The 23,092-nt window shown below is 42.6% G+C and carries 35 protein-coding genes and 1 pseudogene; 35 read left to right on the forward strand and 1 reads right to left on the reverse strand.

Annotation, left to right across the window (positions count from 1 at the left end; all coding sequences use genetic code 11):
- Positions 1 to 40: 40 nt before the first annotated feature.
- The 30 genes and pseudogenes from HLH16_RS11370 (at position 41) to HLH16_RS11515 (ending at position 16,282) form a co-directional block, all read left to right on the forward strand.
- Positions 41 to 778, forward strand: a complete 738-nt coding sequence (locus tag HLH16_RS11370; protein WP_171529426.1) for a type 1 glutamine amidotransferase — start codon at positions 41 to 43, stop codon at positions 776 to 778.
- A gap of 258 nt (positions 779 to 1,036) precedes the next feature.
- Positions 1,037 to 1,348, forward strand: a complete 312-nt coding sequence (gene rpsJ, locus HLH16_RS11375) for a 30S ribosomal protein S10 (RefSeq protein ID WP_000070912.1) — start codon at positions 1,037 to 1,039, stop codon at positions 1,346 to 1,348.
- Between the two features lie 60 nt (positions 1,349 to 1,408).
- Complete coding sequence (rplC, locus tag HLH16_RS11380; RefSeq protein ID WP_131291435.1) at positions 1,409 to 2,047, forward strand: 50S ribosomal protein L3; 639 nt, start codon at positions 1,409 to 1,411, stop codon at positions 2,045 to 2,047.
- Between the two features lie 11 nt (positions 2,048 to 2,058).
- Entirely contained in the window at positions 2,059 to 2,661 is a 603-nt protein-coding gene (gene rplD / locus HLH16_RS11385; protein ID WP_131291433.1) for a 50S ribosomal protein L4, read from the forward strand.
- A complete protein-coding gene (gene rplW / locus HLH16_RS11390; RefSeq protein ID WP_131291431.1) occupies positions 2,658 to 2,978 on the forward strand; it encodes a 50S ribosomal protein L23 in 321 nt (106 codons plus the stop codon). The genes rplD and rplW overlap by 4 nt, the downstream gene beginning before the upstream one ends.
- 11 nt (positions 2,979 to 2,989) lie before the next feature.
- Positions 2,990 to 3,814, forward strand: coding sequence for a 50S ribosomal protein L2 (gene rplB / locus HLH16_RS11395; RefSeq protein ID WP_131291429.1), 825 nt, complete (start codon positions 2,990 to 2,992; stop codon positions 3,812 to 3,814).
- Between the two features lie 19 nt (positions 3,815 to 3,833).
- Positions 3,834 to 4,109 (forward strand): 30S ribosomal protein S19, encoded by a 276-nt coding sequence (gene rpsS / locus HLH16_RS11400; RefSeq protein WP_004281508.1) that lies wholly within the window; start codon positions 3,834 to 3,836, stop codon positions 4,107 to 4,109.
- Positions 4,110 to 4,118: 9 nt separating this feature from the next.
- Complete coding sequence (gene rplV, locus HLH16_RS11405; protein ID WP_131291426.1) at positions 4,119 to 4,448, forward strand: 50S ribosomal protein L22; 330 nt, start codon at positions 4,119 to 4,121, stop codon at positions 4,446 to 4,448.
- A gap of 1 nt (position 4,449) precedes the next feature.
- Positions 4,450 to 5,266: pseudogene (rpsC, locus tag HLH16_RS11410) on the forward strand (30S ribosomal protein S3).
- Positions 5,206 to 5,619 carry a 50S ribosomal protein L16 gene (gene rplP, locus HLH16_RS11415; RefSeq protein ID WP_067726649.1) on the forward strand — a complete coding sequence of 138 codons (414 nt, stop codon included), beginning with the start codon at positions 5,206 to 5,208 and terminating at the stop codon, positions 5,617 to 5,619. Before rpsC ends, rplP begins: the two are co-directional and overlap by 61 nt.
- A complete protein-coding gene (gene rpmC, locus HLH16_RS11420; RefSeq protein ID WP_005012982.1) occupies positions 5,619 to 5,816 on the forward strand; it encodes a 50S ribosomal protein L29 in 198 nt (65 codons plus the stop codon). Before rplP ends, rpmC begins: the two co-directional genes overlap by 1 nt.
- Positions 5,813 to 6,070: a 30S ribosomal protein S17 gene (rpsQ, locus tag HLH16_RS11425; protein ID WP_067726647.1), complete on the forward strand. Its 258-nt coding sequence runs from the start codon at positions 5,813 to 5,815 to the stop codon at positions 6,068 to 6,070. Before rpmC ends, rpsQ begins: the two co-directional genes overlap by 4 nt.
- A gap of 92 nt (positions 6,071 to 6,162) precedes the next feature.
- Positions 6,163 to 6,531: a 50S ribosomal protein L14 gene (rplN, locus tag HLH16_RS11430; protein WP_004650480.1), complete on the forward strand. Its 369-nt coding sequence runs from the start codon at positions 6,163 to 6,165 to the stop codon at positions 6,529 to 6,531.
- 9 nt (positions 6,532 to 6,540) lie between these two features.
- Entirely contained in the window at positions 6,541 to 6,858 is a 318-nt protein-coding gene (rplX, locus tag HLH16_RS11435; protein ID WP_131291422.1) for a 50S ribosomal protein L24, read from the forward strand.
- Between the two features lie 16 nt (positions 6,859 to 6,874).
- Positions 6,875 to 7,411 carry a 50S ribosomal protein L5 gene (gene rplE, locus HLH16_RS11440; RefSeq protein ID WP_067726643.1) on the forward strand — a complete coding sequence of 179 codons (537 nt, stop codon included), beginning with the start codon at positions 6,875 to 6,877 and terminating at the stop codon, positions 7,409 to 7,411.
- A gap of 9 nt (positions 7,412 to 7,420) precedes the next feature.
- Positions 7,421 to 7,726, forward strand: coding sequence for a 30S ribosomal protein S14 (rpsN, locus tag HLH16_RS11445; protein ID WP_067726641.1), 306 nt, complete (start codon positions 7,421 to 7,423; stop codon positions 7,724 to 7,726).
- A gap of 12 nt (positions 7,727 to 7,738) precedes the next feature.
- Positions 7,739 to 8,134 (forward strand): 30S ribosomal protein S8, encoded by a 396-nt coding sequence (gene rpsH / locus HLH16_RS11450; RefSeq protein WP_067726639.1) that lies wholly within the window; start codon positions 7,739 to 7,741, stop codon positions 8,132 to 8,134.
- Between the two features lie 13 nt (positions 8,135 to 8,147).
- Entirely contained in the window at positions 8,148 to 8,681 is a 534-nt protein-coding gene (gene rplF / locus HLH16_RS11455; protein WP_067726637.1) for a 50S ribosomal protein L6, read from the forward strand.
- Between the two features lie 14 nt (positions 8,682 to 8,695).
- Entirely contained in the window at positions 8,696 to 9,046 is a 351-nt protein-coding gene (gene rplR / locus HLH16_RS11460; protein WP_004281497.1) for a 50S ribosomal protein L18, read from the forward strand.
- A 2-nt stretch (positions 9,047 to 9,048) separates the two neighbouring features.
- Positions 9,049 to 9,546 carry a 30S ribosomal protein S5 gene (gene rpsE, locus HLH16_RS11465; protein WP_067726635.1) on the forward strand — a complete coding sequence of 166 codons (498 nt, stop codon included), beginning with the start codon at positions 9,049 to 9,051 and terminating at the stop codon, positions 9,544 to 9,546.
- 6 nt (positions 9,547 to 9,552) lie between these two features.
- Complete coding sequence (gene rpmD / locus HLH16_RS11470) at positions 9,553 to 9,729, forward strand: 50S ribosomal protein L30 (RefSeq protein ID WP_067726633.1); 177 nt, start codon at positions 9,553 to 9,555, stop codon at positions 9,727 to 9,729.
- A gap of 3 nt (positions 9,730 to 9,732) precedes the next feature.
- On the forward strand, positions 9,733 to 10,173 hold the full coding sequence (gene rplO / locus HLH16_RS11475; RefSeq protein ID WP_067726631.1) for a 50S ribosomal protein L15: 441 nt from the start codon (positions 9,733 to 9,735) through the stop codon (positions 10,171 to 10,173).
- A gap of 45 nt (positions 10,174 to 10,218) precedes the next feature.
- Positions 10,219 to 11,538 (forward strand): preprotein translocase subunit SecY, encoded by a 1,320-nt coding sequence (gene secY / locus HLH16_RS11480; protein ID WP_171458816.1) that lies wholly within the window; start codon positions 10,219 to 10,221, stop codon positions 11,536 to 11,538.
- Between the two features lie 19 nt (positions 11,539 to 11,557).
- Entirely contained in the window at positions 11,558 to 11,674 is a 117-nt protein-coding gene (gene rpmJ / locus HLH16_RS11485; protein WP_000867907.1) for a 50S ribosomal protein L36, read from the forward strand.
- Between the two features lie 106 nt (positions 11,675 to 11,780).
- Entirely contained in the window at positions 11,781 to 12,137 is a 357-nt protein-coding gene (rpsM, locus tag HLH16_RS11490; protein ID WP_067726626.1) for a 30S ribosomal protein S13, read from the forward strand.
- Between the two features lie 19 nt (positions 12,138 to 12,156).
- Positions 12,157 to 12,543 (forward strand): 30S ribosomal protein S11, encoded by a 387-nt coding sequence (rpsK, locus tag HLH16_RS11495; protein WP_001040166.1) that lies wholly within the window; start codon positions 12,157 to 12,159, stop codon positions 12,541 to 12,543.
- 12 nt (positions 12,544 to 12,555) lie between these two features.
- Positions 12,556 to 13,179 (forward strand): 30S ribosomal protein S4, encoded by a 624-nt coding sequence (rpsD, locus tag HLH16_RS11500; protein ID WP_067726624.1) that lies wholly within the window; start codon positions 12,556 to 12,558, stop codon positions 13,177 to 13,179.
- Positions 13,180 to 13,197: 18 nt separating this feature from the next.
- Complete coding sequence (locus HLH16_RS11505; protein ID WP_004650465.1) at positions 13,198 to 14,205, forward strand: DNA-directed RNA polymerase subunit alpha; 1,008 nt, start codon at positions 13,198 to 13,200, stop codon at positions 14,203 to 14,205.
- Positions 14,206 to 14,223: 18 nt separating this feature from the next.
- Positions 14,224 to 14,589 carry a 50S ribosomal protein L17 gene (gene rplQ, locus HLH16_RS11510; protein WP_067726622.1) on the forward strand — a complete coding sequence of 122 codons (366 nt, stop codon included), beginning with the start codon at positions 14,224 to 14,226 and terminating at the stop codon, positions 14,587 to 14,589.
- A 202-nt stretch (positions 14,590 to 14,791) separates the two neighbouring features.
- Complete coding sequence (locus HLH16_RS11515) at positions 14,792 to 16,282, forward strand: flavin-containing monooxygenase (RefSeq protein WP_131291420.1); 1,491 nt, start codon at positions 14,792 to 14,794, stop codon at positions 16,280 to 16,282.
- Positions 16,283 to 16,338: 56 nt separating this feature from the next.
- Here the strand turns inward: HLH16_RS11515 and HLH16_RS11520 are convergent, their stop codons facing one another.
- On the reverse strand, positions 16,339 to 17,511 hold the full coding sequence (locus HLH16_RS11520; RefSeq protein WP_131290838.1) for an acyl-CoA dehydrogenase family protein: 1,173 nt from the start codon (positions 17,509 to 17,511) through the stop codon (positions 16,339 to 16,341).
- A gap of 187 nt (positions 17,512 to 17,698) precedes the next feature.
- Between HLH16_RS11520 and HLH16_RS11525 the strand changes: the two genes are divergently transcribed.
- The 5 genes from HLH16_RS11525 to HLH16_RS11545 all read left to right on the forward strand — a co-directional run bounded on the left by HLH16_RS11525 (position 17,699) and on the right by HLH16_RS11545 (position 22,941).
- On the forward strand, positions 17,699 to 17,956 hold the full coding sequence (locus tag HLH16_RS11525) for an FAD assembly factor SdhE (RefSeq protein ID WP_131290841.1): 258 nt from the start codon (positions 17,699 to 17,701) through the stop codon (positions 17,954 to 17,956).
- The gene (locus tag HLH16_RS11530; RefSeq protein ID WP_131290844.1) at positions 17,949 to 18,335 is read left to right on the forward strand and encodes a hypothetical protein; all 387 of its coding nucleotides are present in this window, start codon (positions 17,949 to 17,951) and stop codon (positions 18,333 to 18,335) included. Before HLH16_RS11525 ends, HLH16_RS11530 begins: the two co-directional genes overlap by 8 nt.
- Positions 18,336 to 18,852: 517 nt before the next feature.
- On the forward strand, positions 18,853 to 19,905 hold the full coding sequence (locus tag HLH16_RS11535) for a hypothetical protein (protein ID WP_171529427.1): 1,053 nt from the start codon (positions 18,853 to 18,855) through the stop codon (positions 19,903 to 19,905).
- A gap of 82 nt (positions 19,906 to 19,987) precedes the next feature.
- A complete protein-coding gene (rrtA, locus tag HLH16_RS11540; protein ID WP_131290848.1) occupies positions 19,988 to 20,557 on the forward strand; it encodes a rhombosortase in 570 nt (189 codons plus the stop codon).
- A 185-nt stretch (positions 20,558 to 20,742) separates the two neighbouring features.
- Entirely contained in the window at positions 20,743 to 22,941 is a 2,199-nt protein-coding gene (locus HLH16_RS11545) for a TRAP transporter large permease subunit (protein WP_171529428.1), read from the forward strand.
- Positions 22,942 to 23,092: the final 151 nt, after the last annotated feature.

Here is a 23,092-nt window from a genome sequence, read left to right on the forward strand (position 1 = left end):
TGCTAAACCTATATCAGAACACAACAATAGGTGGAGGCGCATGAAGTCGCATTTAAAAGTACATTATTTTCAGCATATTGCTGGTGAAGGGTTCGGCAGTTGTTATCCATTTTTAAAACAGCACCATGCTAAAATTAGTGCAACGGAGTTTTTTGCATTACCTGTAGATCGTCCTTTGGATATTGAAGCTTTGCCTCACGTGGAAGATGTCGATTTGCTCATTATTATGGGGGGGGCGATGAGTGTGAACGATGAAGCAAATTTCCCCTGGTTAAAGGTAGAAAAACGCTGGTTACGACGTTATTTGTCGATGGGTAAACCTGCAATCGGTTTGTGTTTGGGGGGGCAACTCATCGCTAATGCATTGGGTGCAGCCGTCCGCCGTAATGAAAAACAAGAACGCGGCTGGACAGGGGTGCGCAAAGTTAATCATGTACCTGAAGAGTGTTTTGAACTACCTGATCAATTTAATGTGATGCAATGGCACAGCGAAACCTTTGAAATTCCGAAAGGAGCGATTCATTTGGCGGAAAATGATGTTTGTCGAAACCAAATGTATCAAATCGGAAAAAATGTCTTGGGATTCCAATTTCATCCAGAAATTACCCCGGAGGCATTAAAGCTATTTTTGGAAAATGATGAAGAGCTGGTAAATTTTTCAGGAGAATATGTGCAATCTGAACAACAATTGAAAAAGTCGCCAAAAAGCAATTTTATTCAAGGAAATCAAATATTAAACCAAGCAATTGAGTACGTTTTGCAAAAAACCGCAAGTTGATTTATTTTTAAACAATGTTACAAATTTAAGATGTGAGAAATATACTAAAAAGTTGAAAAGGGATTTGCTTAAGTGTTAAACAATAGCTATAATGAGCGGCCTTTTAGTAAAAGGGTTAACTACGAATAAAGTAGTTAATATCGTGACAGTCGTGGCATCGATCATGACCTTAGTGATTTTCACTGCCTTTGACACTTACCAATAGGGTGAGATGCGTCAGAGGTGATTCTTTATATTTTTGGCTTGGAGTTTACTGGTATGTCTAACCAGAGAATCCGTATCCGTTTGAAGTCTTTTGATCATCGTCTGATTGATCAATCTGCTCAAGAGATCGTAGAAACAGCAAAACGTACTGGCGCACAAGTTTGTGGTCCAATTCCGATGCCTACACGCATCGAACGTTTTAACGTTCTAACTTCACCGCACGTTAATAAAGACGCGCGTGACCAGTATGAAATCCGCACTTACAAGCGTTTGATCGATATCGTTCAACCAACAGACAAAACTGTTGATGCATTGATGAAATTAGATCTTGCAGCTGGTGTTGATGTTCAGATCGCATTGGGTTAAGGCTTTCGGGTTAATTAACACTCTAAGTTAATTAAGCCGCTTTTTTAGAGGTTTATGCACATGGCTATTGGTTTAGTCGGTCGCAAGTGCGGTATGACACGTATCTTTACAGATGCTGGTGTTTCTGTACCTGTTACAGTGATTGAGGTTGATCCTAACCGCATCACTCAAATCAAAACGCTTGAAACTGATGGTTATCAAGCGATTCAAATCACTACTGGTGAGCGTCGCGAATCTCGCGTAACTAATCCTCAGAAAGGTCACTTCGCTAAAGCGGGTGTTGCTGCTGGTCGTTTAGTTAAAGAATTCCGCGCTACAGAAGCTGATCTTGAAGGTCGTGAAGTTGGTGGTACGCTTACCGTTGAATTGTTCACAGTGGGTCAAATTGTTGACGTAACTGGTCAGTCTAAAGGTAAAGGTTTCCAAGGTGGTGTTAAACGTTGGAACTTCCGTACGCAAGACGCTACTCACGGTAACTCACTATCTCACCGTGTTTTAGGTTCTACTGGTCAAAACCAGACTCCTGGTCGCGTATTCAAAGGCAAAAAAATGGCTGGCCATTTAGGTGCTGAACGCGTAACTACGCAGGGTCTTGAGATTGTATCTATTGACACAGAACGTTCAGTTCTTGTTGTTAAAGGTGCGGTTCCTGGTGCTACTGGTGGCGACGTAATCGTTCGCCCTACGATCAAGGCCTGAGGGGAAATATTGTGAATTTAAATACTGTTTCCGGCTCTGCTGTTGAATTATCTGAAGTTGCTTTCGGACGTGAGTTTAACGAAGCTCTTGTACACCAAGTTGTTACAGCTTATTTAGCTGGTGGTCGTCAAGGTTCTAAAGCTCAAAAATCACGTGGCGATGTATCTGGCGGTGGTAAAAAACCTTTCCGTCAAAAAGGTACTGGCCGTGCGCGTGCTGGTTCTATTCGTAGCCCAATCTGGGTTGGTGGTGGTAAAACTTTTGCCGCTCGTCCACAAGATTGGTCTCAAAAAGTTAACCGTAAAATGTACCGCGGTGCTATGCAATGCATCTTAGCTGAACTTGTTCGTCAAGATCGCTTGGTATTGGTTGAAGAGTTTGCTGTTGCTGCTCCTAAAACTAAAGAATTGCTTGCTAAACTTAACGACTTAAATGCTGTTCGCGCATTAATCGTTACGGATGCTGTAGATGAGAATCTATATCTTGCTGCACGTAACCTTCCACATGTAGATGTGGTTGATGCTGCTGCAATTGATCCTGTTAGCTTGATCGCGTTCGACAAAGTTGTTATGTCTGTAGCTGCTGCTAAGAAAATTGAGGTAGAACTCGGATGAACAACGAACGTATCTATCAAGTCCTACAAGGACCTGTATTCTCAGAAAAAGCACAAGTTCTAGGTGAAGCTGCTGGTGTTCAAGTTTTTAAAGTTGCTATCAACGCAAACAAACTTGAAATCAAAAAAGCAGTGGAACAACTCTTTGGTGTTCAAGTTGTTAAAGTTAACACAACGATCACTAAAGGTAAGACTAAACGCTTTGGTAAAACATTAGGACGTCGTTCTGATGTTAAAAAAGCATACGTCACCCTGAAAGCTGGCCAAGATGTTGAAATGGCTGACTTGGGCGATACCGCTGAAAGCGCAGCGGAATAAGGACGAGAATTATGCCTATTCAAAAATGTAAGCCAACGTCACCAGGACGTCGCTTTGTAGAGAAAGTCGTTCACGACCATCTTCACAAAGGCGCGCCTTATGCTCCGTTGGTTGAAGCTAAAAAACGTACTGGTGGTCGTAACAATAACGGTCATATTACGACTCGTCACGTTGGTGGCGGTCATAAACAGCACTACCGTTTAGTTGACTTCAAACGTAACAAAGACGGTATCCCTGCTACTGTAGAGCGTATCGAATACGATCCTAACCGTACTGCACACATTGCTTTAGTTTTGTATGCTGATGGTGAACGTCGTTATATCATCGCTCCTAAAGGTTTGCGTGCTGGTGATAAAGTACAATCTGGTAACGATGCTCCAATTCGTCCAGGTAACTGCTTACCACTTCGTAACATGCCTATCGGTTCTACTCTTCACAACATCGAACTTAAAATCGGTAAAGGCGCGCAATTAGCTCGTTCAGCTGGTACTTCTGTTCAGTTGTTGGGTCGTGACGGTTCTTACGCAATTGTTCGTCTACGTTCTGGCGAAATGCGTAAAATTCACGTTGAATGCCGTGCTGTACTTGGTGAAGTTTCTAACCAAGAAAGCAACCTACGTTCACTCGGTAAAGCGGGTGCTTCACGCTGGCGTGGCGTTCGTCCTACCGTACGTGGTATGGCTATGAACCCAGTTGACCATCCACATGGTGGTGGTGAAGGGCGTAATAAAGGTATTCAACCTGTAAGCCCATGGGGTCAAAAAGCTAAAGGGTACAAAACACGTACCAACAAGCGTACGACTAAGATGATTATTCGCGACCGTCGCGTTAAGTAACAAGTAAAGGAATCTGACAATGCCTCGTTCTCTGAAAAAAGGCCCATTCGTCGATGCGCACTTGTTCGCTAAGGTTGAAGCGGCTATCGCGGCTAATAACCGTAAGCCGATCAAAACTTGGTCGCGTCGTTCGATGATACTCCCAGATTTTGTTGGTTTAACAATTTCTGTTCATAATGGTCGTAACCATGTTCCGGTAATTGTATCTGAACATATGGTTGGTCATAAACTCGGTGAATTCGCGCCAACTCGTACCTATCGTGGTCACGGTGTTGACAAGAAATCTAAACGTTAAGGTGCTATGATGGAAGTTACTGCTAAATTACGCGGTGCCGCTATCTCGGCACAAAAAGCACGTTTGGTTGCAGATTTGATTCGTGGCAAGTCTATTGCTCACGCTTTAAACATCTTAAACTTCAGCAACAAAAAAGCTGCAGTTTTAGTAAAAAAAGCGTTGGAATCTGCAATTGCAAATGCTGAACATAATAACAGTTTAGATGTAGACGACCTTAAAGTTGCTACGATTTACGTTGATGAAGGCACTAGCCTTAAACGTATTTTGCCACGTGCTAAAGGCCGTGCAGATCGTATCACTAAGCGTACTTGTCACATCACCGTTAAGGTAGGGGTTTGATATGGGTCAGAAGGTTCATCCAATCGGTATCCGCCTAGGTGTTGTGAAACGTCATAACGCTAACTGGTATGCGAGTCCGAAACAATACGCTGAATATTTGCTTAAAGATCTTCAAGTTCGTGAGTTTTTGAACAAAAAACTTAAAAACGCGATGGTTAGCAAAATTCTTATCGAACGTCCTACAGGCGCTGCTAAAATTACAATTAGCACTGCTCGTCCAGGTATCGTTATCGGTAAAAAAGGCGAAGATATTGAGAAATTACAACGCGAATTAACATCTATTATGGGTGTTCCTGCGCAAGTAAGCATCAACGAAATCGATCGCCCAGATTTAGACGCTCGTTTAGTTGCTGAAGCAATCGCTTCTCAATTAGAAAAACGTGTAATGTTCCGTCGTGCTATGAAGCGTGCGGTTCAAAACTCTATGCGTGCTGGTGCTAAAGGTATCAAAGTTGAAGTTTCTGGTCGTTTAGGTGGTGCAGAGATTGCCCGTACTGAATGGTATCGTGAAGGTCGTGTACCTTTGCATACACTTCGTGCTGACATCGACTACTCATCTGTACGTGCTGAAACTACTTACGGTACGATTGGTGTTAAAGTTTGGGTATTCCGTGGCGAGATCTTAGGTGGCATGAAACAAGTCATGAACCCTGCTCCTGCTGAAGAACGTCCAGCTAAACGCGGTCGCGGTCGTGGTGAAGGTCAAGAGCGTCGTGGTCGTCGCAATGATCGTTCTGCTGAAAAAGGAGAATAATCCATGTTGCAACCTAAACGTACTAAGTTCCGTAAGGTACAAAAAGGCCGTAACACTGGTCTAGCGCATCGTGGTAGCACTGTATCTTTCGGTACTATCGCACTTAAATCTCTCGAGCGTGGTCAAATGACTGCTCGTCAAATTGAAGCTGCGCGTCGTACAATTAGCCGTCGTGTAAAACGTGGTGGTAAGATCTTTATCCGTGTTTTCCCAGACAAACCAATTACTGAAAAACCATTAGAAGTTCGTATGGGTAAAGGTAAAGGTTCTGTGGAATACTGGGTTTGCCAAATCAAACCAGGTAAGATCTTGTACGAAATGGATGGTGTTAGCGAAGAATTGGCACGTGAAGCGTTTACGCTTGCAGCTGCTAAGCTTCCGTTTAAAACCACTATCGTTACTAAGACGGTGATGTAATGAAAACTAATGATCTACGTGAAAAATCGGTAGAAGAGTTGACAGCTTTGCTTGATGAGCAACAGCTTAACCAATTCCGTCTTCGTATGGCTAAGGCAACTGGTCAATTGGGTAAATCGCATGAAGTTGCGCTTACTCGTAAGACTATTGCTCGTATTAAGACACTCCTTACCGAAAAACAGGGGAACGGACAATGAGTGAACAAACAGTTCGCACGTTAACCGGCAAGGTCGTAAGCGACAAAATGGACAAGTCTATTGTTGTGCTTATTGAACGCCGCGTTCAACACCCGTTGTATGGCAAATCAATCCGCCGTTCAACTAAATTACACGCTCATGATGAGAACAATGTTGCTAAAACTGGCGACTTGGTAACCATTAAAGAAAGCCGCCCAATTTCTAAAACTAAAGCTTGGGCTTTAGTGGAAGTTATTGAAGCTGCTGCTGAGTAATTAGACGTTCTTGTTGCATCATCGGTTAATTTCGAGTACTCTTTGAGCCTTTCGAAATTGTAACCGGTGATGCTCGGTTTTGGAGTAGGGCAATGATTCAAACCGAAAGTATGCTCGACGTAGCAGACAACAGTGGTGCTCGCCGCGTACAATGTATTAAAGTACTTGGTGGTTCACACCGTCGTTATGCTTCTGTTGGCGATATTATTAAAGTTACTGTAAAAGAAGCTATTCCTCGCGGTCGTGTTAAAAAAGGCGACGTGATGAATGCTGTAGTTGTACGTACGAAATTCGGTGTACGTCGTCCGGATGGTTCTATCATCCGTTTTGATGACAATGCTGCTGTGATTTTGAACAACAACAAAGCGCCGATTGCAACTCGTATTTTCGGACCAGTGACTCGTGAACTTCGTACTGAACAGTTCATGAAAATCATTTCATTGGCTCCTGAAGTTCTATAAGAGGCACTCATGGCTAAGATTAAAAAAGGCGATCAAATTATTGTGATCGCAGGTAAAGAAAAAGGCAAACAGGGAACTGTTCTGTCTGTTTCAAATGACCGTGTTAAGGTTGAAGGCCTTAACTTGGTTAAGAAGCATCAAAAGCCGAACCGAGCTACTGGCGCTGAAGGCAGCATCGTAACTCAGGAAGCTACGCTTCATATCTCAAACGTGGCAGTTTTTAATGCTACAACCCAAAAGGCTGACCGTGTTGGTTACCAAGTGATTGATGGCGTGAAAACTCGCGTATTCAAATCAAATGGTGAATCAGTGGCGGTAGCGAAGTAATAGGTTGATATAGGCCATGGCCAGACTTAAAACACGTTACAACGAAGAACTTAAAGCTCAATTGTTAGAAACATTGGGCGTTAAGAATGTGATGGAAATTCCTCGCATTACAAAAATCACCATCAACATGGGTGTTGGTGCTGCATCAGCTGACAAGAAATTGTTAGACGGCGCTCTTTCTGATATGCAAGCAATTGCTGGTCAAAAACCAGTACTTACTTTAGCTCGCAAATCTATCGCTGGTTTTAAAATCCGTGATGGTTGGCCGATTGGTTGTAAAGTAACTTTACGCGGCGAACGTATGTACGAATTCTTAGACCGTTTGATCTCTATTGCGATCCCTCGTATCCGTGACTTCCGTGGTTTTTCTGCGAAATCATTTGACGGTCGTGGGAACTACTCAATGGGTTTGAAGGAACAGATCATGTTCCCTGAAATCGATTTTGATAAGATTGATCGTATTCGTGGTATGGATATTACCGTTACTACGACTGCTCGCACCGATGACGAAGGCCGTGCGCTATTGCGTGCATTCGGCTTCCCGTTTAAATAAGAGGTCGATATGGCTAAGAAAGGTATGATTAATCGCGAATTGAAACGCGAAAAAACTGTTGCTAAATTTGCTGCAAAACGTGCTGAATTAAAAGCTACGATTGCAAATGTAAATGCAACGGAAGAAGAACGTTTCGAAGCGATGATGAAATTTCAGGCATTACCACGTAATGCGTCTCCAGTACGTCTTCGTAACCGTTGTGGTTTAACTGGTCGTCCTCATGGTTACTTCCGTAAGTTCGGCTTAAGCCGTAACAAATTACGTGAAACTGTCATGCAAGGTGATGTACCGGGCATGGTTAAGGCAAGCTGGTAAGGAGCGACTATAATGAGTATGCAAGATACCGTTGCCGACATGCTAACCCGTGTTCGTAACGCACAAATGGCTAAGAAACAAACTGTTTCTATGCCTAACTCTAAGTTGAAGGTTGCTATTGCTAACGTTCTTCAACAAGAGGGTTACATTTCTAACGTAGAAGTTGCTGATGCTGAAGGCAAAGCAACTTTAACAATTACGTTAAAATATTTTGAAGGCAAACCAGTTATCGAAACTGTGAAACGCGTAAGCCGTCCAGGTCTACGTCAGTATCGCGGTAAAGATGCACTTCCTAGCGTTAAGCAAGGTTTAGGTATTGCAATTGTTTCTACAAGCAAAGGCATCATGACTGATCGCGCAGCACGTTCTGCTGGTATCGGTGGTGAAGTTATTGCTTTTGTTTCTTAATAGGTGAATCCTCATGTCTCGTGTGGCTAAAGCCCCAGTAACTGTGCCTAACGGTGTTACAGTTACTCAGAACGGCCGGCAGGTCGAAGTGAAAGGCAGTAAAGGTACATTGTCTTTCAACCTGCATGCGCTGGTCGAGCTAAAACAGGAAGAAGGTCAGCTTCATATTGCTCCAGTTAAAGAATCTAAAGATTCTTGGATGCAAGCTGGTACTGCTCGCGCTGTTCTTAACAACCTTGTTAAAGGTGTTAGTGAAGGCTTCGAACGTAAGTTACAACTAATCGGTGTTGGTTATAAAGCTGCGGTTAAAGGTGATGTTGTTCATCTTAACCTAGGTTATTCACACCCTATCGATTATAAACTTCCTGAAGGTGTAACTGCTGAAACTCCAACTGCTACTGAAATCATTTTGAAATCAGCAAGCAAACATATGTTGGGTCAAGTAGCTGCAGATATCCGTTCATATCGTGAACCAGAGCCTTATAAAGGTAAAGGTGTTCGTTATTCGGATGAAGTTGTTCTTCGTAAAGAAGCTAAGAAGAAATAAGGCGCGAGGTTCTTATGAACGAAAAGAAACAATCCCGTTTGCGTCGTGCGAAAAGCACACGCTTGCACATCCGTGCATTGGGTGCGACTCGCTTGTGTGTAAACCGCACTCCGCGTCACATCTATGCTCAAGTTATTTCAGCAGATGGTGGCAAAGTTTTAGCGCAAGCTTCAACTTTAGATGCTACTTTACGTGCTGGCACAACTGGTAATGTTGAAGCAGCTCAAAAAGTAGGTGCTTTAATCGCAGAACGTGCTAAAGCAGCTGGTGTAACTAAAGTTGCATTTGACCGTTCTGGTTTTAAATATCATGGTCGTATCAAAGCCTTGGCTGATGCTGCTCGTGAAAACGGCTTGGAGTTCTAATCATGGCTAAAGTTGAACAAAACGAAGGTCTTGTTGAAAAGCTGGTTGCCGTTGATCGTGTAGCCAAAGTTGTTAAGGGTGGTCGTATCTTCTCTTTCACAGCATTAACTGTTGTGGGTGATGGTAATGGTCGCGTAGGTTTTGGTCGTGGTAAAGCACGTGAAGTTCCAGCTGCTATTTCTAAAGCACTTGAAGCTGCACGTCGTAACATGATTACTGTTGATCTTGTTAACGGTACTGTACAACACCCTATTAATGCTCGTCACGGTGCAAGCCGCGTTTACATGCAACCTGCTTCTGAAGGTACTGGTGTAATTGCTGGTGGTGCTATGCGTGCAGTTCTGGAAGCTGTTGGCGTACATAACGTATTGACAAAATGCTATGGTTCTACAAATGCTGCTAACGTAGTTAACGCAACTTTCAAAGGTTTGCGTGACATGACTTCTCCTGAGAAAGTCGCTGCGAAACGTGGTCTTTCAGTAGCACAAATTCAAGGGTAATCAATCATGAAAACGATTAAAGTTACCCAGACTAAATCTTCATCGCATCGCTTGAAAAATCACAAGCTTAGCCTTCAAGGTTTAGGTCTGCGTCGTATTGGTCATACTGTAGAAGTTGTTGATACTCCTTCTAACCGCGGTATGATCAACCAAGTCTACTATATGGTTAGTGTAGAGGAATAAGCCATGACTCTGCGTTTAAATACTATTGCACCTGCAGAAGGTGCTAAACGTGACAACCTTCGTCTAGGCCGTGGTATCGGTTCTGGCGTTGGTAAGACCGGTGGCCGTGGTGTCAAAGGTCAAAACTCACGTAAGAGCGGTGGTACACGTCCAGGATTTGAAGGTGGTCAAACTGCATTATATCGTCGTTTGCCTAAATTCGGTTTTACTAGCCAACTCGCTCTAAAAACTGCTGAAGTACGTTTATCAGAGCTTGCTAAAGTTGAAGGTGATATTGTTTCACTTGAAACTTTAAAAGCAGCGAATGTTGTTCGTAGAGATATGACTCGTGCTCGTATCGTACTTTCTGGTGATATTACTCGTGCATTCACTATTCAAGGTGTTGCATTGACTAAAGGCGCTAAAGCTGCTGTTGAAGCTGCTGGCGGCAAAGTCGAGGAGTAATCGCTAGTGTCTATGTCTCCTAGTTCTTCGGGTCATGTTAACATGATGAAAGGGCAGCCGTTTCATGTGAAATATCGTGAAATTATTCGCCGAATGATGTTCCTTATTGGTGCATTAATGGTCTTTCGACTAGGAGCACATATTCCAGTACCAGGCATTAATAATGCCGCACTTGAAAATCTTTTTAATGCAAACCAGGGTACTATCCTTGGTTTGTTTAACATGTTTTCAGGTGGTGCATTAGAGCGCATGTCAATTCTTGCTCTTGGGATCATGCCTTACATTTCTGCCTCAATTATTGTGCAGTTAATGTCTACGGTTGTTCCTTCGCTGGAAGCTTTAAAGAAAGAAGGCGAGCAAGGTAAGCGTAAGATCAATCAATATACGCGACAAGGTACATTGTTACTTGCACTTGTGCAGTCTGTAGGGATGTGTGCAGGACTTATTAGTCAAGGGATTACTTTGACTGGAGGTCTGGCTTTTTACATTCCAGCTGTGACTTCGCTGGTTGCCGGTACCATGTTCTTGATGTGGTTGGGTGAGCAAATTACTGAACGCGGAGTCGGGAATGGGATCTCCATGATCATCTTTGCGGGTATTGTTGCTGGATTGCCGAATTTAATTATGCAATCTTTATCATCGGTAGATAATGGTCAAACCAGTCTTATCGGCTTGGCAATCTTTGGCTTGTTATCTATAGGTGTGTTAGCAGCGATTGTGTTTATTGAAAAAGCACAACGTCGCATACCAGTCAATTACGCCCAAAAACAACAAGGTCGTCGTGTATTTACTGCACAACAGACACATTTGCCATTAAAAATTAATATGGCGGGTGTGATCCCAGCAATTTTTGCAAGTTCATTGCTTTTGTTCCCTGCGAGCTTAGGGCAATGGGTGGGTAGTGCTGATCCTAGTGCAGGAATTATCAAACGTGGCCTGCAAGATTTGGCACTCGTGTTGTCGCCTGGACAGCCGTTGTATTTGGTGCTCTTTGGTGCGTTAATTATCTTTTTCTGTTACTTCTATACTGCGCTAGTATTTAGCCCTAAAGAAGTGTCGGAAAACTTGAAACGCAGCGGAGCTTATGTGCCTGGTATTCGTCCAGGTGAGCAAACTGCTCGTTACTTAGATCATATTCTCAATCGTTTGACCTTTATTGGCGCGATTTATATCACAGTGATTTGTTTAATGCCAATGGTATTACAGAGCTCATTTGGTATTCCATTCTCTTTGGGTGGTACCTCTTTGCTGATCGTTGTGGTAGTCGTGATGGACTTTATGGCTCAGCTACAAGCACATCTCACCTCGCATCAATACGATAATCAAACGTTAATGAGAAAAACGACTGCTCATCCTAAGGGATAAGCGCACTTGAGGTTTCATCATGAAAGTACAAGCTTCTGTAAAAAAAATTTGTGGTAGCTGTAAAGTTATCCGTCGTAATGGGGTTATCCGCGTGATTTGTAGCGCTGAACCTCGTCATAAACAGCGTCAAGGTTAATCTAATCAAGACCTGTTGATTTCAGTAGGTGAATTGGGTTAATATCCGCCCCTCAAGGTTTTTGTCGGGCGGTTGATTATCTCTACTGCCTTTTTGGAGAAAGTGAATGGCTCGTATTGCCGGTGTAAACATTCCGGATAACAAGCATGCTGTTATCTCCCTCACGTATATCTTTGGTATCGGTCGCCACACTGCTAAGAGCATCTTAGCTGCTGTAGGTATTCCAACTACTACTAAGATCCGTGAATTGGATGATGCTCAGCTTGATGCGATTCGTGCAGAAATTACCAAGGTTCCGACCGAAGGTGATTTACGTCGCGAAATTTCCATGAACATTAAACGTTTAATGGATTTAGGCTGCTACCGTGGTCTTCGTCATCGTCGCAGCTTGCCTGTCCGTGGACAACGCACCAAAACTAACGCACGTACCCGTAAAGGTCCGCGCAAACCTATTAAGAAATAAGATTTCTGGAAGCTAAAAGATGGCTAAAGATACTCGCACACGCAAGAAGGTCACCCGTACCGTCTCTGAAGGTGTTGCACACATTCACGCTTCTTTTAATAACACCATTGTGACTATTACCGATCGTCAAGGTAATGCACTGGCTTGGGCCACTTCAGGTGGACAAGGCTTCCGTGGATCACGTAAATCAACTCCGTTCGCTGCTCAGGTAGCTGCTGAAGTTGCTGGTAAAGCTGCTTTAGACTACGGTTTGAAAAACTTGGACGTCCTTGTAAAAGGTCCTGGTCCTGGTCGTGAATCTGCGGTTCGTGCTTTAGGTGCAGTGGGTTATAAAATTAACAGCATTACCGATGTGACGCCAATCCCGCACAACGGTTGTCGTCCACCTAAAAAACGTCGCGTGTAAGGAGAAACATTCATGGCTCGTTATATTGGTCCAAAATGCAAACTCTCTCGCCGCGAAGGGACAGACCTGCAACTTAAATCAGGCGTTAAACCGTTTGACGTTAAGACAAAAAAACATGCGAAAGCTCCTGGCCAACATGGTCAAAGCCGCGCAAAACAATCTGAGTACTCACTACAATTACGTGAAAAACAAAAAGTACGTCGTACGTATGGTGTTTTAGAACGTCAATTTAGTAATTACTATAAAGAAGCTGCTCGTGTTAAAGGCGCAACAGGTGAAAACTTGTTGAAATTGCTAGAAAGCCGTCTTGATAACGTTGTTTATCGCATGGGTTTTGGTTCTACACGTGCAGAAGCTCGTCAGCTTGTATCTCACCGTTCAATCACTTTAAATGGTCGTCGCGTTAACATCGCTTCAATCCAAGTTAAAGCGGGTGACGTGGTTGCAGTTCACGAAGGTGCTAAACAACAATTGCGTATTAAAGGCGCAATCGAGTTAGCTACTCAACGTGGTATTCCTTCTTGGATGGAAGTTGACCATTCTAAATTGGAAGGTACGTTTAAAGCTGCACCGGATCGTTCTGATTTACCTGCTGAAATCAACGAAAGCTTGATTGTAGAATTGTATTCTAAATAATCCCTTGAGGTAGCAATAATGACGCGTACTGCAAATGAGTTTCTAACTCCGCAAGCGATCAAGGTCGAAGCGGCTAGCGGGACCTCGGCAAAAGTGATTCTAGAACCATTAGAGCGTGGCTTTGGTCATACTCTTGGTAATGCTTTACGTCGTATCCTTCTTTCTTCTTTACCTGGCGCTGCTGTGGTTGAAGTTGAAATAGAAGGGGTTGAGCACGAGTACAGTACCTTGGAAGGCTTGCAGCAGGACATCGTCGAGCTCTTGCTGAACCTAAAAGGATTGTCGATTAAGCTGTTCGATCAAAACGAAGCATACTTGACATTAGAAAAACAAGGTCCTGGCGATGTAACTGCCGCTGATCTTCGTTTGCCTCATAATGTTGAAGTGGTAAACCCTGAGCATTTGATCGGCACATTAAGTGCTTCAGGCTCATTAAAAATGCGCCTGAAAGTTTCTCAAGGTCGCGGTTATGAGACTTCTGACTCACGTTTCCCAGAAGGCGAAACTCGCCCAGTGGGTCGTTTACAGTTAGATGCTTCTTATAGCCCAATCAAGCGCGTGTCTTACACAGTTGAAAATGCTCGTGTAGAACAACGTACTGACCTTGATAAATTGATCATTGACCTTGAAACCAACGGTACAGTTGATCCAGAAGAAGCAATCCGCAAAGCGGCAACAATCTTGCAACAACAAATTGCAATTTTTGTTGATCTTCAGAAAGATCAAGCTCCTGTTGCTCAAGAGCCTCGCGAAGAAGTGGATCCAATCTTGCTTCGTCCAGTAGATGATCTAGAGCTTACTGTTCGTTCTGCTAACTGTTTGAAAGCAGAAAATATTTACTACATCGGTGATTTGGTTCAACGTACTGAAGTTGAGTTGTTGAAAACTCCTAACTTAGGTAAAAAATCGTTAACTGAAATCAAAGATGTTCTGGCATCGAAAGGCTTGCAATTGGGCATGCGTTTAGAGAACTGGCCACCGGCTAGCCTCCGCATGGACGATCGCTTTGCTTATCGTAGCCGTTAATTAAGTAGGACTATCACCATGCGTCATCGTAATAGTGGTGTGAAATTAGGCCGTACAAGCAGTCATCGTAAAGCGATGTTCCAAAACATGGCTAATTCTTTGTTCGAACACGAGTTAATTAAAACTACTGTTCCTAAAGCAAAAGAATTACGTCGTGTTGCTGAGCCTTTAATCACTTTAGCTAAAGTCGATTCTGTAGCAAACCGTCGTTTAGCGTTTGCTCGTACTCGTTCAGCTGCAACTGTAGGTAAATTATTTACAGTTCTTGGCCCTCGTTACAAAGAACGTAACGGCGGCTATCTACGTGTTCTTAAAGCGGGCTTCCGTGCAGGTGATGCTGCACCGATGGCTTACGTTGAGCTAGTAGATCGCGAAGTTAAATAATTTCGCAAAAAGAACTTCAGTTGTTCGAAAAAGGCCGGTGTTTCACCGGTCTTTTTTATGTCTGATTGTTTTGTATTGTCAGACAATTTTAGATTTTGTCCTGAACTGATATATTTTTTATCAGATTTATTTAAACTTGACATTGTGTATTGTCAAATTTATGGTTTAATAAAATAAAGTTCAACAAGGTTATAAAAAGAACATGGAAAAGCACATTGATATTTTGATTGTGGGCGCAGGTATTTCAGGTATTGGTCTTGCTGCACATCTTTCAAAGAACTGTCCGCAACGTCAATTTGATATTATTGAACGTCGTGAAAGTTTTGGTGGAACTTGGGATTTATTTAAATACCCCGGGATTCGTTCAGACTCAGACATGTCGACCTTTGGCTTTAATTTTAAACCTTGGCAGAAAGCCAATGTCCTTGCAGATGGGGCATCCATTAAAGGCTATTTATCTGAAGTTGTTGATGAATACCAATTAAAAAGCAAAATTCATTTTAAGCATCGTGTGCTATCCGCTAATTATGATTCTTCAATCCGTAAGTGGGTGGTACAAATTGAAGATGAAAATCAAAAACGACACACCTGGATTGCTAATTTTGTATTGGGTTGCACCGGCTATTACAACTATGACCAAGGCTTCCAGCCAGATTTCCCAAATCAAGCAACATTTAAAGGTCAGTTTATTCACCCACAACATTGGCCAGAAAATTTCGACTATACTGGTAAGAAAGTGGTGATTATTGGCAGTGGCGCAACCGCCATCACCCTAGTACCTGCAATGGCAAAAGGTGGCGCAGCGCATGTCACCATGCTACAACGCTCACCGACCTATATTGCTTCGGTTCCTTCAATTGATTTTGTGTATGACAAAATGCGTAAGGTTTTGCCGGAAGATCTTGCTTATAAACTGACGCGTGCACGTAATATTGGCATGCAACGTGGTATTTATGCACTTGCGCAAAAGCAGCCAAAATTACTGCGTAAGTTGTTACTCAAATCAATTGAGATGCAGCTTAAGGGTAAAGTGGATATGAAACACTTTACGCCAAGCTATAACCCCTGGGATCAACGTCTTTGTGTGGTACCTGATGGTGATTTATTCAAGATTTTACGCTCAGGCAAGGCGAGTGTGGAAACGGATCAAATTGAGAAGTTTACTGAAACTGGTATTCAGCTGAAATCCGGTCAACATTTGGATGCCGATATTATTGTCTCTGCGACAGGTTTGCAGATTCAAATTCTAGGCGGTATCAAAGCCAGCATTGACGGGAAACCTATAGATACCTCTAAACATATGTTGTATCAGGGGATTATGGTCAGTGATGTACCGAATATGGCGATGATTATTGGTTATATCAACGCATCCTGGACGCTTAAAGTGGATATTGCAGCTGATTATATTTGTCGTCTGATTAATTATATGGACAAGAATGGCTATGACCAAGTGATTGCCCAAGGTGATCAGACTGAATTGATGGAAGATACCGTAATGGGGAGTTTATCTTCAGGTTATATCGCACGTGCAGCGGATGTCATGCCGAAACAGGGTAAACACACGCCTTGGAACGTGACCAATAATTATCTGGCTGATCGTAAAATATTAAAACATGCCAAATTTGATGATAACGTACTTAAATTTCAAAAGCACACAAGCGTAGATTCGCATAAGCCTAAGTTAGTGTCTTAAGTCAAATAGCAAAAAAAGGAGTCTAAGACTCCTTTTTTTATTGCTTGGATTAGGGGTTAAAGTGAACGTGAAATTAGCTCTTTCATAATTTCATTGGTGCCTGCATAGATCCGATTGGCACGGTTATCGATATAGGCACGTGCAATTGGGTATTCCATCATGTAGCCATAACCACCATGCAGTTGCAGGCATTCATCGACCACTTTAGAGAACATCTCTGAAATTTTGTACTTCGCGGCAGCTGCTGCATCAATTCCAAGTTTTTCTTCAAGCTGTAATTGCATGCAGCGGTCTAGATAAGCACGACAAAAATCTATTTCGGTACGCAATTCAGCCAGTTTGAAACGGGTATTTTGAAAAGCGCTGATCGGTTTGCCAAAGGCTTGGCGCTGTTTGGTATATTGTACAGTATGGGCGAATGCAGCTTCTGCACCGGCTTGGCAGATAATGGCAACCAGCATGCGTTCCCAAGCCAGCTCTTTCATCAGCATCATAAAACCCATGCCTTGCATACCAAGCAAATTTTCTTTAGGTACCCGCACGTTATCGAAGAACAATTCACAGGTATCTTGTCCTTTCATTCCAATCTTGTTGAGAGGTTTTCCTTTGCTAAAACCTGCCCGATCTGCTTCAACAATGAGTAAGGATAAATTGGCTGAGCCTTTATCGCCACTACCAGTTTTGCAGACCACAATGACCATATCGCATAAGTAGCCATTGGTGATAAAGATTTTTGAACCATTAATCACGTAATCGTCACCATCCAAAACTGCCGTGGTACGTACAGCTTGCAGGTCAGATCCTGTTCCAGGTTCGGTCATGGCAATGGCTGTAACGACTTCCCCGGTAGCCATTTTCGGTAACCATGTTAATTTCTGGTTTTCATTACCGAAATTATTGAGGTAGTTGGCAACAATATCCGAGTGAAGAGAAAAGCCTGTGGATGAATCCATGGCGTAGGCCTGTTCCTCAATCAGAATCATGCTGTAAAGGCGATCTACCCCTGAACCGCCATATTGTTCAGGCATGGTGGCGCAGAGCAGTCCCATTGCACCGGCTTTATTCCATAAATCACGGTCGACATGCTGTTGCTGTTCATATCTTTCAATATTGGGAACCACTTCTTTTTCATAAAACTTGCGCACGGTTTCACGAAAGGCTTCATGCTCTGCTGTAAATAAATTGCGCGCTAACATATTGGCTATGGGGCGGATCGCAGCTGATTGCATTTTTATTGTGTCCATTTTCAGAGTCATTATGGTATAGAAAGTAAAAGATCCATCAGCAAGCGACAATGTGCTGAATGCTCAAATATTTCGAGGAAATGATGAATTTGGTCAATTGCAGGAAATGGCTCGAAACATGCAGTACTGATAGGGTAAACTAGCAAAAATTTGTACACTATTGGGGAAGACTATGAGTGAAGAAATGAGCTTGGAAGAACGCAAAGTAATTTACCGTGCCCGTCGTGGTTTAAAAGAAATTGATGTGTACTTTGATCCCTATGTAAAGAATCATTATTTACAGGCCGATGCCGCTGAGAAAGAAACTTTTGCGGAATTGGTGGCGCAAGAAGATCCAGATTTGCTGGATTGGTTTATGGAAGTGTCTGAACCGCCACGTCCTGAAATGAAAGATCTGATTGTTAAGCTGAAACACTACGTACATGGTTAATCGATCTTTTCAACTGAAACGCAGCCGCTTGGCCTTTGTGTTTCAGTTGATCATTTTTACACTGGTGATTGTACTTTTACAGCAACTCTTAGCGCCATGGCTATGGCTGTTGTGTGTTCTGCTGGGTGTGATGGCTTATGCCTATGGTTTAAAAGTACCGCAACCCATTTACTTTGAACATTTAGAAGCGCGAGAGTGGTCACTTTCAAGTGTCAAATCTGAACAGATTAAACGCGTTTCGATTAGTCATATTATTGATCATCAGCTTTATATTGTGGTTTATTTCCAGCATTTTCAGGAAAAACCGTTACTGATTTGGATTGATCAACTGCCACTACAGCAGTGGAAGGCATTGAAGAAATTGGCGAAATTGATCTAATTGTTAGACAGTTGTATATTTTAATTTCTTATTAAAATTTTAATAATCAATAATATAGATATTTAGAACTCATCTTTGTAAGACAGCTTTAATATAAAGTTGCGAAATATTCCAATTGTCAGACAATTTTTCCTGTTAATTATTTACGCTAAATGTACATTAAATTTACCAACAGCAAATGAGGATATCATGATGGTGATTCCAACTTGGATGTTTCTGGTGGTAGCGATTGTTTTGGCAATTGTTATTGGACGACTAGGAACTGTGCTGAAGGATCGATTTGCACAACATGAAAGCCCTTAGGCTTCGACCCCTTGATAAGTAGCATGTGCCGAACCGTCGCAATGCTACTTTTTTTTGCCCAAAAATTATAACTTCATTCAATCCAGTCAATTTTCCAAACTTTATTTCATGGCAAAGTAGCTGATCCGATTAGAGTAAATACTCTTTTATTCAGATTTCGCATCTGATATGTTTAGTTGCTATGGACATAAACACAATTATAGAGGACAGGAAAATGTCGAGAGTCCAAAAAATATGCCAAGGTATGGCAGTTGTTGCAATTGCAAGTTCTTTATTATCAGGTTGTTCTCAAGTGGTTAAAACAGGGGCAAATGTCGCACTGGGTTTTAGTGAGAAACACATTGTACCGCCTATTTTAGCGATGGATGATGCTGATATGGCGTGTAATTCGGGGAATGCGTTAACTCCAGCCATTATGTCAACCAAGGATATGGGGGCAGATCCAACCCGTATTGCTGTTCTGTTATATGCTTCATCTGGAATTTGTGCTGAAAATCAGGCGCTTGAATCGGAATTGCGTTATTTACGTGCCTCGAAAGCGGGTCAAGTTTCAGAAGCGCAAGATGCCCGTATAGAACAAAAACGCTGGGCGGCGATTGCAGCACAGCGTCAATATGCAGGTTACCAGCTGCTTGAAAATCGTTGGGCAGCAAAATATAACAAGAAACTGGGCGAAGGCTGCCCGAAAATGAAGAGTGATCTGGATCAAACCGTTTATTTGATGGGGATGATTAGTGGTTTGCAAGCCATGACCAATGACATTAATTCTGGCGGTGCAATCAATGTGCCAAAAGATATTGCGGCAGTGGTCGAACGTGGCATGACATGTTTGGACAATGCCAAATTCTGGGGTGCACCCAATGCAGCCCGTGCTGTGATTTGGACACTATTGCCGGGTGCAGGTGATGGTAAACCTGATCCTTATCAAACCTTAAAAGAATCCGTGCAATTGGGTGAGCAAAAAGGGGTGCGTCTGTCACATGCCTTATATGCCGTTGCTGCGCAAGCCAGTGGTGATGATGCCAAAATTCGTGAGGCACTCAAAACCTTTGCCGCGTCACGTACAGAAGAAAAACCTGTGAATCCGCAGTTTAAGCTGGTCGATAGCATGTCGAAAAATATGGTACAGAGTATTTCAGACCGTTATTGGACAGAACATACCGGTATTCGTACCAGCGATGAGGGGATGCAGCGCTTTTGGGATGATGAAGACAACACTGCAGAATTAGATGATTTATTTAGCGAAGAGGTCACCGCTCAATCCTAAGTTGAGTTAAAAGAGGATTTTAATTGGCCTGAATGGATGATTTTAATCTTTGATAAGTCATTTTTAAACAGAGGGCATGTCAATGAAAGACCAATTTCTCACGCGGAAAATTGTTTTTATTGCAATAGTGGTGTCATTTTCGGCATGCCTTCAAGTTTTTGCAGATTCATTTATTTATTGGCAAGCAGGCTTTTTTAAAGAATTTTGGCGGATATGGACCGGGCATTGGGTACATGTGGGATGGATCCATTATGCGCTGAACATGTTGGCTTTTGCCTGTTTACCTTTCATTTTTCCCCGGGTAAAAGTTTGGCATTTTGTTGCTTTGCTGCTGTTACTTCCATTATTTATTAGTCTGTGTTTCTACTATTTCTTTCCTGATATTGAAGCCTATGCAGGGTTGTCTGGGGTCTTGCATGGCGCTTATGTCACGGTTGCCTGCGTACATTTGCTGTATAAAAAAGAGCGAAATTTCGCAGCGTTTGTCCTGTTTCTTATTCTGGCCAAATTGATTTGGGAAAATACCATCGGCAGTGTAGGAACGGCTGAACTGATTGGCAGTCCGGTATTGGTTGAGTCACATTTATTGGGGGTAATTGGCGGAGTCATTATCGCAATGTTTTATATTTTATGGGATTATTTCTTTGAATAGTGATGAGATTGACATTTAAAACATAAAAGAAAATGCATATTGTCATTTTTATTCATACATAATTGATGCAAATTTATTCATAACAATAAAGAGATTGAATAGAGAAAGGGTATTTTCTATTCAAAAAAGGAAAGTTGGTATTGCTGAACCCGTTGCAATGACCAAGATAAAAAATAGGAATGCACATGCAAAATGATGAAAATAACAGATCAGGATTAGGTCTGTTACGTTATATATGGACGGAGTGGATTTCGACTTTTGTCATTCTATTACTACTTTTGCTAACGCTCATCATCGGTACCGGTGAGATGATTCATGGTCAGTTGTTACGTGTGGGAGAGCGTTTGTATGGCAATGAAGAAATTGGCATGCAATATTCCTTTTTACGTGCAGAGCCAACAACGCCCACATGTGACCGTCATCCAGATGTAGATGCGCAAGTACAGAAGCAAATGAAATCCAATGCCAATGATGAATTTGCCGATATTTTTGGTACCACATCGGAAGCAGACGTACGTGCTTCAGTATTGGCGGGGCGACAACAGTGTGAAGAAAAGTATCAGTTCTATGACAAAGCCATGCAATATATGGATGAGCATTCAACAATCAGAGCCTATCGTACGCTTGAAACATCGTTCTTTGGTGTTTTTAAGTTTGGGACTGAAAATCGAGTCATCATTTTATTATTGATGGTTGTCGTTGCTGCGATTACTGCATCAGTGAAATTTCATCATATTGGTTTGCGTGCTCCAACCACCAAACTGGATTATCGAGTCTATGCACTGTTTATGATGCTCGGTAATGGTTTGCTGGCGTCATCTGTGCTCAGTCAATATCATTCAATCATCAATTCAGGTGTGACCTCTACTTATGAAACGCTGGTGGTTTACTGGCTGTGGATTTTCCTGTTTATTACCCTGACCTTGATCAGTTTACTCCAGCTTATTAAGCCACCCGCAGCTAAACAGGAAGGCAGAGGTAATTTCGGCTTAGCTTTACTGAGTGTGCCTTTATATGCCTACATGGCATTACTGACCGGGATTGTCTTTACCTTTGTCATGGATTATCCAATGGGGCAAGGGATTTACCTCGGAATTCTGGTTGAATTCTCAGGCATCTTCTTAAACCTCGCACTGTTTATCTGGGCAGGTATGTTGCTGACCCAAACCCGTGTTATGGATTTATTCCTCGGGATTTTACGTCCTTGGAACCTTGCACCTGAAACGCTGACCTGGCTAATTTTGCTTGCTGCTGCGATTCCAACTGCATATACCGGTGCTTCAGGGATTTTCGTTGTTGCCGCAGGTGCGATTATTTATAAGGAAGTGTGGAACTCGGGTTCTCGTCGTCAATATGCCTTGGCGGTATCTGCGATGTCAGGCTCACTAGGTGTGGTGATTCGTCCATGTCTATTGGTAATCTTGATCTCGATGCTAGATAGTCGTCATGTGACTTCTGACGAACTGTTTAATCATGGTCTCTATGTTTTCTGGCTGACCGCGTTTATTTTCCTTGGGGTATCGTTATATCTGGCTGAAACGCGTTTCCGTGTCAATTCACCGAAAATTGCGGTTCCAGGCATGCTAAAAGCCATTGTTCCGGTGATTCCTTATATCGTGATTACCATTATTGTGATTGCTTTATATAAATATGGTCTAGACACCAAAATGGATGAATTCACAGCACCTGTGATTCTGCCAATTATTTTGATTGCTTATATTATGTTTGATAAATGGTGGGGCGATCGTTTTGCGACTCCACCAGATCGCCATGCTGCTTTGGCTTTGGAACATGAAAAGCAATCGACCTTTATGCGCGAACATACGCCGCATGTGGGAGAGAAATCGCGAGGTTTTGGTCATTCACTGTGGTTTGCTTCGGCAGAAACGGTTGGTCATATTGGTGCACTCATTATCTTGATGGCTTTGTCGGCAAGTGTAGGCGGCTTGATTGAACGTAGTGAAGTGGTTGAATTATTGCCGACGCATTTGGGTAATATCTATATTTCACTGGCATTTATCGCCTTGTTACTTGCCATTATTGGTATGACCACAGACCCATTTGGTGCGGTGATTCTGGTTGCTGCAACCATTGCGCCAGTGGCCTATGAAAATGGTATCCATCCAATTCATTTCTGGATGATTGTACTGGTTGCCTTTGAATTGGGTTATGTCACACCGCCAGTTGCCCTGAATCATTTGCTGACGCGAATGTCTGTAGGAGATGATGAGGTTCGGGCTGCCGATGCAGAAGCCAAAGTGAAATATAACAAGTTCTATTACCGTTATGAGCGCTGGCTATTGCCAATTATGGTGCTGTTCCCATCATTGCTGATCGTGACCTATGCGCCGTATATTTTTAGGTTGTTTGATTGGTATCAATAGTTTTAAGTGATAAGAAAAAAGCACCTTGGGGTCACTGCTGTCCCACAATTTTTCATAAAAGGAGGCTCAATTGAGCTTCCTTTTGTTTTATCGGTATTTTATCGGGCATGAATAAAGCTTTTAAGGTTTTTCTCTCAAACAGATTTACTTG

The organism is Acinetobacter sp. ANC 5378 (assembly GCF_013004315.1).
GTDB lineage: Bacteria > Pseudomonadota > Gammaproteobacteria > Pseudomonadales > Moraxellaceae > Acinetobacter.

Excerpts from the sequence above, each read along its gene's own strand:
- HLH16_RS11370 (WP_171529426.1), top strand. The coding sequence starts at position 41 with ATGAAGTCGCATTTAAAAGTACATTATTTTCAGCATATTGCTGGTGAA.
- rpsJ (WP_000070912.1), top strand. The coding sequence starts at position 1,037 with ATGTCTAACCAGAGAATCCGTATCCGTTTGAAGTCTTTTGATCATCGT.
- rplC (WP_131291435.1), top strand. The coding sequence starts at position 1,409 with ATGGCTATTGGTTTAGTCGGTCGCAAGTGCGGTATGACACGTATCTTT.
- rplW (WP_131291431.1), top strand. The coding sequence starts at position 2,658 with ATGAACAACGAACGTATCTATCAAGTCCTACAAGGACCTGTATTCTCA.
- rplB (WP_131291429.1), top strand. The coding sequence starts at position 2,990 with ATGCCTATTCAAAAATGTAAGCCAACGTCACCAGGACGTCGCTTTGTA.
- rpsS (WP_004281508.1), top strand. The coding sequence starts at position 3,834 with ATGCCTCGTTCTCTGAAAAAAGGCCCATTCGTCGATGCGCACTTGTTC.
- rplV (WP_131291426.1), top strand. The coding sequence starts at position 4,119 with ATGGAAGTTACTGCTAAATTACGCGGTGCCGCTATCTCGGCACAAAAA.
- rplP (WP_067726649.1), top strand. The coding sequence starts at position 5,206 with ATGTTGCAACCTAAACGTACTAAGTTCCGTAAGGTACAAAAAGGCCGT.
- rpmC (WP_005012982.1), top strand. The coding sequence starts at position 5,619 with ATGAAAACTAATGATCTACGTGAAAAATCGGTAGAAGAGTTGACAGCT.
- rpsQ (WP_067726647.1), top strand. The coding sequence starts at position 5,813 with ATGAGTGAACAAACAGTTCGCACGTTAACCGGCAAGGTCGTAAGCGAC.
- rplN (WP_004650480.1), top strand. The coding sequence starts at position 6,163 with ATGATTCAAACCGAAAGTATGCTCGACGTAGCAGACAACAGTGGTGCT.
- rplX (WP_131291422.1), top strand. The coding sequence starts at position 6,541 with ATGGCTAAGATTAAAAAAGGCGATCAAATTATTGTGATCGCAGGTAAA.
- rplE (WP_067726643.1), top strand. The coding sequence starts at position 6,875 with ATGGCCAGACTTAAAACACGTTACAACGAAGAACTTAAAGCTCAATTG.
- rpsN (WP_067726641.1), top strand. The coding sequence starts at position 7,421 with ATGGCTAAGAAAGGTATGATTAATCGCGAATTGAAACGCGAAAAAACT.
- rpsH (WP_067726639.1), top strand. The coding sequence starts at position 7,739 with ATGAGTATGCAAGATACCGTTGCCGACATGCTAACCCGTGTTCGTAAC.
- rplF (WP_067726637.1), top strand. The coding sequence starts at position 8,148 with ATGTCTCGTGTGGCTAAAGCCCCAGTAACTGTGCCTAACGGTGTTACA.
- rplR (WP_004281497.1), top strand. The coding sequence starts at position 8,696 with ATGAACGAAAAGAAACAATCCCGTTTGCGTCGTGCGAAAAGCACACGC.
- rpsE (WP_067726635.1), top strand. The coding sequence starts at position 9,049 with ATGGCTAAAGTTGAACAAAACGAAGGTCTTGTTGAAAAGCTGGTTGCC.
- rpmD (WP_067726633.1), top strand. The coding sequence starts at position 9,553 with ATGAAAACGATTAAAGTTACCCAGACTAAATCTTCATCGCATCGCTTG.
- rplO (WP_067726631.1), top strand. The coding sequence starts at position 9,733 with ATGACTCTGCGTTTAAATACTATTGCACCTGCAGAAGGTGCTAAACGT.
- secY (WP_171458816.1), top strand. The coding sequence starts at position 10,219 with ATGAAAGGGCAGCCGTTTCATGTGAAATATCGTGAAATTATTCGCCGA.
- rpmJ (WP_000867907.1), top strand. The coding sequence starts at position 11,558 with ATGAAAGTACAAGCTTCTGTAAAAAAAATTTGTGGTAGCTGTAAAGTT.
- rpsM (WP_067726626.1), top strand. The coding sequence starts at position 11,781 with ATGGCTCGTATTGCCGGTGTAAACATTCCGGATAACAAGCATGCTGTT.
- rpsK (WP_001040166.1), top strand. The coding sequence starts at position 12,157 with ATGGCTAAAGATACTCGCACACGCAAGAAGGTCACCCGTACCGTCTCT.
- rpsD (WP_067726624.1), top strand. The coding sequence starts at position 12,556 with ATGGCTCGTTATATTGGTCCAAAATGCAAACTCTCTCGCCGCGAAGGG.
- HLH16_RS11505 (WP_004650465.1), top strand. The coding sequence starts at position 13,198 with ATGACGCGTACTGCAAATGAGTTTCTAACTCCGCAAGCGATCAAGGTC.
- rplQ (WP_067726622.1), top strand. The coding sequence starts at position 14,224 with ATGCGTCATCGTAATAGTGGTGTGAAATTAGGCCGTACAAGCAGTCAT.
- HLH16_RS11515 (WP_131291420.1), top strand. The coding sequence starts at position 14,792 with ATGGAAAAGCACATTGATATTTTGATTGTGGGCGCAGGTATTTCAGGT.
- HLH16_RS11520 (WP_131290838.1), bottom strand. The coding sequence starts at position 17,511 with ATGCAATCAGCTGCGATCCGCCCCATAGCCAATATGTTAGCGCGCAAT.
- HLH16_RS11525 (WP_131290841.1), top strand. The coding sequence starts at position 17,699 with ATGAGTGAAGAAATGAGCTTGGAAGAACGCAAAGTAATTTACCGTGCC.
- HLH16_RS11530 (WP_131290844.1), top strand. The coding sequence starts at position 17,949 with ATGGTTAATCGATCTTTTCAACTGAAACGCAGCCGCTTGGCCTTTGTG.
- HLH16_RS11535 (WP_171529427.1), top strand. The coding sequence starts at position 18,853 with ATGTCGAGAGTCCAAAAAATATGCCAAGGTATGGCAGTTGTTGCAATT.
- rrtA (WP_131290848.1), top strand. The coding sequence starts at position 19,988 with ATGAAAGACCAATTTCTCACGCGGAAAATTGTTTTTATTGCAATAGTG.
- HLH16_RS11545 (WP_171529428.1), top strand. The coding sequence starts at position 20,743 with ATGCAAAATGATGAAAATAACAGATCAGGATTAGGTCTGTTACGTTAT.